The organism is Marinobacter sp. (assembly GCF_039977835.1).
Classification (GTDB): Bacteria; Pseudomonadota; Gammaproteobacteria; order Pseudomonadales; family Oleiphilaceae; genus Marinobacter.
In genome coordinates this window covers 1-4516 of sequence record NZ_JBDWCL010000035.1, presented here as the reverse complement: position 1 = coordinate 4516, position 4516 = coordinate 1, and the positions used below count along the sequence as shown (strand labels likewise).

The following is a 4516-nucleotide window of genomic DNA, read 5'->3' as shown; positions in this document are numbered from 1 at the left end:
ACCGATCCCTCCATGGTAGGTTTTAAGCTTGATCTCTTGGGTTACTGGCTCTCCCACCTCGTTCTTACCAAATAGCAGTGGAAGCTTAGCGATGTCACCCTCATGAACGAGCTGAGAAAACGGTTGGCCAATCAGCTCCTCTGTCGGTAATCCCAAGAGACTCTCGGAGTGATGATTCAAATAGTTGATGCACTTACGCTCATCCAGTGAAAAAACCAGATCCGGAAGATGATCAAGTGTGTGTTTAAAAAACTCGCCCGTTAGGGGGTTAGACCAACCCGTAGCCGCCTGAGAACGGGCCTGCCGTCGTTCCAAAACCGTGCCGCCGACAGCCCGAATTAATTCATCTACATCGTAGGGTTTTCTTAGATAATCACAGGCACCCAGCTTGAATGCTTGCCTGACGATGCGATAGTCGGAATGCCCGCTGATAATGATGACCGGAGCGTCAACGCCGGTTTCTTTCAACCAGGCCATGATCTCTAAACCGCTCTTTCCAGGCATGCGGATATCCAACAAAACCAGATCGTAGGCATTCTCTCGTAATCGCTGGCAGACGGCGTCGCCATCCTGGGCCCCGTCGACCTCGAACCCCTTGTCACGCAATATCGAGCATAAACTGTTAAGCAACCGCGGCTCATCGTCACCAATGAGCAGCCGCCCCAAACACTCCGAAGTTTCGCCGGTGACGTGGGGAGTCATATCAACGCCATCACTGACGGAGTTTTCGCTGTAGTTTTGCAAGATGGACACCAGTACATCGGAGCAAGGGATTTGCTCCGAAGATCAAACCGATAATAATAAACTGTACATTTTGACCTCACTAAAAAGCCTGAAGTCTTCATCTCCCGCTTTTGGCCGCAGAGATGAAATGCGTTCATAAATTGCGTGTTAAGAAAGCCCCGATACAGCAACCACGCCTCTGATCTACAGCGGAAAGTCAGTTCGAAGAGACGCACTAAGCGCTTTGGTTCGTTCGCTCGGTAAACCAATGGCTTATTGATCGTCTGCCACTAATCTCCAGTTGGTTACGTCCGCCGTTGAAATCCCTTCATTTTTGAAAACGCGCTTTACAGCCGCGTGCACGGGCCCATGTCACCATAGGACATTGTTGGACGTGTATGGCTACCTCCTCCGTGGAAACTCTGTTTAACGTACTTGCGTGCTTCCGATAGCGCTTTCACATGCTAGACATGATGTTTTGACCTGCCCGTCCTCAACGATCGTGGGTTATTGTTGAGGACGGAAAGAAACCAACAGCAGAGCCACTTTGAGGAGGGCAGGTCATGAACGAGTTTAAACCAGATGCGTCCCGAATCGATACCGTTTCAGCGAGCTTGGAACTACCCGGGCAGGAATGTTACGCCGCGTATGTGGGCCTGGACGTCCACAAGGAAACGATTGCGGTGGCCCTGGCCGAACCCGGTCGGCAGGAGCCCCGCTCCGAAGGTGAGATTGCCAACCGCCCGAAATCGATTGAGAAGCTCGTGCGGCGCCTGAGTGAGCGGTTTGGTGGGGGTGTCTTACAGTTTGTGTATGAGGCGGGACCCTGTGGCTATGGCCTGTATCACCAGCTCGCCGGTACTGGACATATCTGTGAGGTGGTGGCGCCGTCGCGCATTCCCAAGGCGGCGGCGGAGCGGATCAAGACTGACCGGCGGGATGCATTGAAGCTCGCCCGTCTTGCGCGCAGCGGCGACCTGACGCCGGTCTGGGTGCCCGGCCCGGAGCAGGAAGCGATGCGGGATCTGACCCGTGCTCGTGGCGATATGAAGTCGCAGGAGCGCAAGGCCCGCCAGCAGCTGAGCGCTTTCGTGCTGCGTCACGGTCACGCTTGGCCCGCTGGCAAGAAACGCTGGACGCAGGCCCATTACACGTGGCTGGAGTCGCTGAAATTTGCGCACGACTGGCAGCAGGTGGTACTGCAGGAGTATGTCGATGCGGTGAAGGCGGCGACGCAGCGAGTGGCCGATCTGCGGGCACAGATGGAACGGGCGTTGGCGCAGTGGTCCCTGGCACCGGTGGTGGAGGCTCTGGTCGCGCTACGGGGGGTCGACACGCTGGCCGCCATGGTGTTGCTGGCCGAATTGGGGGATATTTCCCGCTTCGACTCGCCCCGCCAGCTAATGGCATTTTTAGGGCTGGTGCCGAGCGAGCACAGCAGTGGCGGGAGGCGTCGCCAGGGCGGCATCACGCTCACGGGCAATGGTCATGCCCGGCGGATGCTGGTTGAGTCAGCCTGGAGTTACCGCTTCCCGGCGCGCCAGACGAAACACCTCAAGCGTAAAGCGGCCCCCGCCTCAGAGGCTGCGAAGGGGATCGCCTGGCAGGCCCAGAAACGGCTTTGCGGTCGCTACCGGGATCTCATCCAGGCCGGCAAGAACAGCAAGCTGGTGTGTGTGGCGATTGCGAGGGAACTGGCAGGTTTTATCTGGGCAATCGTCCGGGAAGAAATGCCGAGGGTTCGCGGGGCCGCGAACGCCGGATGAACCCTCAAAACCCAAAAGCAGGCATAGGATGAGGTAAAGAGGCACGTTGAGTCAGGGCAGGGCCAGGCCGGTGTGGAGAACCCTTGGGAACCACTAAACCGGCAGTGGCCGGGAAACTGCTCAGAGGCGGTTCCGGTCGCTGAACCCTGCTGCTAGAGAAAGGCCAGCTCCGCGACGTAGTGAAGTCAGGTCGGTAACCAATCCACGTATATCAGTATGATCCACCGTCGCAAACTGCCTGGCCGTGCTCTGATCCAACGTGCTTAACCGGAGGTGTAACAACGAACATTGCGCAACCATTTGACAGGTCAAAACATATCAGTGTCCCGTCCGGTTAATCCGTTTATTTATTATCAATAATGCTCAGTTTTGCTCGTACCACTGAAGTCATAATCGATTCTGCACTTTTGTGCCACCGGAACGGCTTCGCCAGTTTCTCGTTATGGGTCTTTATATACCGGCGAATCGCCGTCTTGAGTTCGCCCACACTGGTAAAGATCCCACGGTACAAAGCGCGGCGTTCCAGCTGACCAAACCAGCCTTCCACGGCATTCAGCCAGGAGGCGCTGGTTGGTGTGAAGTGGAGCTTGAACCGGGGATGTTTCTCCAGCCAGGCTTTCACCTCTGGTGTTTTATGAGTCGAGCTGTTGTCCAGAATCAGATGAAGATCCTGCTCTTTCGGTGTTTCTCGATCAATTTGTCGCAGAAAGTCGAGAAATTCTTTGGCGCGGTGGCGTTGTGTGATGCGCCCAATCACCTCGCCGTTTAGGATATTCAGGGCCGCGTATAAGCTGGTCGTACCGTGCCTCTTGTAATCGTGGGTGCGGCGCTCGATCTGGCCCGGTTTCAGTTGGAGCTTAGGCTGCGTACGGTCCAGTGCCTGGATCTGCGTTTTCTCATCAACAGACAGTACCAGGGCGTTATCTGGCGGATTCAAGTACAGGCCAACGACATCGAAAACCTTTTCAGCAAAGTCCGGATCATTGCTTATTTTGAAGGTTTTCAGCCGGTGCGGTTTCAGGTCGGCGGCTTTCCAGATCTGGTGCACTTGCCAGCGACTGACGCCGGCATATTCGGCCATTAGCCGCACGCTCCAGTGGTTGGATTCCTTGGGCAGCTTTTTTACCGTGTCATCGAGAATTGCTTTAACCTTCTTCTGGTCCAGCTTTCTGGGTTGCCCAGGTCTTGGAGCGTCCTGAAGGCCGCTCAGGCCCTGTTCGATGTAACGATTACGCCACTTGAATACCGTAGCCGTACTGGTTTCCAGTCGCTCAGCAACGTCTTTGGGTGATTCACCGGCATCCAGGGCCAAAACGATTCGTGCTCGCTGAACGAGATTCTGGCTCAGCGTGCTTGTTCGCAACCAGCTTTCCAGCTCCAGTTGATCGTTTACCGTAAGACTAAAGGGTGCTGGTTTCCGGGCCAAAACAGAGTCTCCAAACTCGTGAATAACAGCTCGAATTATACCACATATTCGCTTAGGAATTACCCGGACGGAACACTAGCCGCAGCCATGTTGTGGTCATAGCCCGTCTCATTCTTTACCAGTGCCCAGGCGCAGGCCGGACAAACGTGCCAGTGGTGGCGCCATCAAGATCGGGACTCGCCGGCATGGGTGTGCCAGCGGTCAGATCAGCCGCCCTATCAGGGCGGATCAGTTATCGCTGCTGTCCGGCAGGTAGGCGCCGTCCTCGTCATGAACTTCCTGGCCGGTCACCGGCGGGTTGAAGGCGCAGATCAGGCGCATGTCCTCGGTACCACCGTACAGGATGTGCTTGTCGTGGTTGTCCAGGGCGTAGAGGGTACCGTCGGTAATCTCGTGAACTTCACCCGTGGCGAGGTCCTTGATGCGCCCGTTACCGGCAACGCAGTAAACGGCTTCCAGGTGGTGCTTGTACCAGAAAGTGTGCTCGGAGCCTGCCTTGATGATGGTTTCGTGGAAGGAAAATCCCATTCCGTCCTTCTTGAGCAGCAGACGGCGGCTGGTCCACTGCTTGTCGCTGACTTCACGCTCGGTACCAATGATG

General features: G+C 55.9%; 4 protein-coding genes. 1 reads left to right on the top strand and 3 read right to left on the bottom strand.

Annotation, left to right across the window (positions count from 1 at the left end):
* Positions 1 to 744, bottom strand: a 744-nt coding sequence (locus ABJM11_RS09540) for a response regulator (RefSeq protein WP_348461495.1), incomplete at its 3' end; no start/stop codon positions are given.
* A gap of 542 nt (positions 745 to 1286) precedes the next feature.
* On the opposite strand from ABJM11_RS09540, the gene ABJM11_RS09535 reads away from it, so the two are divergent.
* Positions 1287 to 2489, top strand: coding sequence for an IS110 family transposase (locus ABJM11_RS09535; protein ID WP_348294260.1), 1203 nt, complete (start codon positions 1287 to 1289; stop codon positions 2487 to 2489).
* 343 nt (positions 2490 to 2832) lie between these two features.
* On the opposite strand, the gene ABJM11_RS09530 is transcribed toward ABJM11_RS09535, so the two are convergent.
* Together ABJM11_RS09530 and ABJM11_RS09525 are read right to left on the bottom strand one after the other, a co-directional pair.
* The gene (locus ABJM11_RS09530; protein ID WP_348294258.1) at positions 2833 to 3915 is read right to left on the bottom strand and encodes an IS630 family transposase; all 1083 of its coding nucleotides are present in this window, start codon (positions 3913 to 3915) and stop codon (positions 2833 to 2835) included.
* 228 nt (positions 3916 to 4143) lie between these two features.
* Positions 4144 to 4515 (bottom strand): ectoine synthase, encoded by a 372-nt coding sequence (locus ABJM11_RS09525; RefSeq protein WP_348294256.1) that lies wholly within the window; start codon positions 4513 to 4515, stop codon positions 4144 to 4146.
* Between the last annotated feature and the right edge of the window lies 1 nt (position 4516).

Bases quoted from the DNA above. Each gene is read 5' to 3' on its own strand.
- ABJM11_RS09535 (WP_348294260.1), top strand. From the start codon at position 1,287: ATGAACGAGTTTAAACCAGATGCGTCCCGAATCGATACCGTTTCAGCG.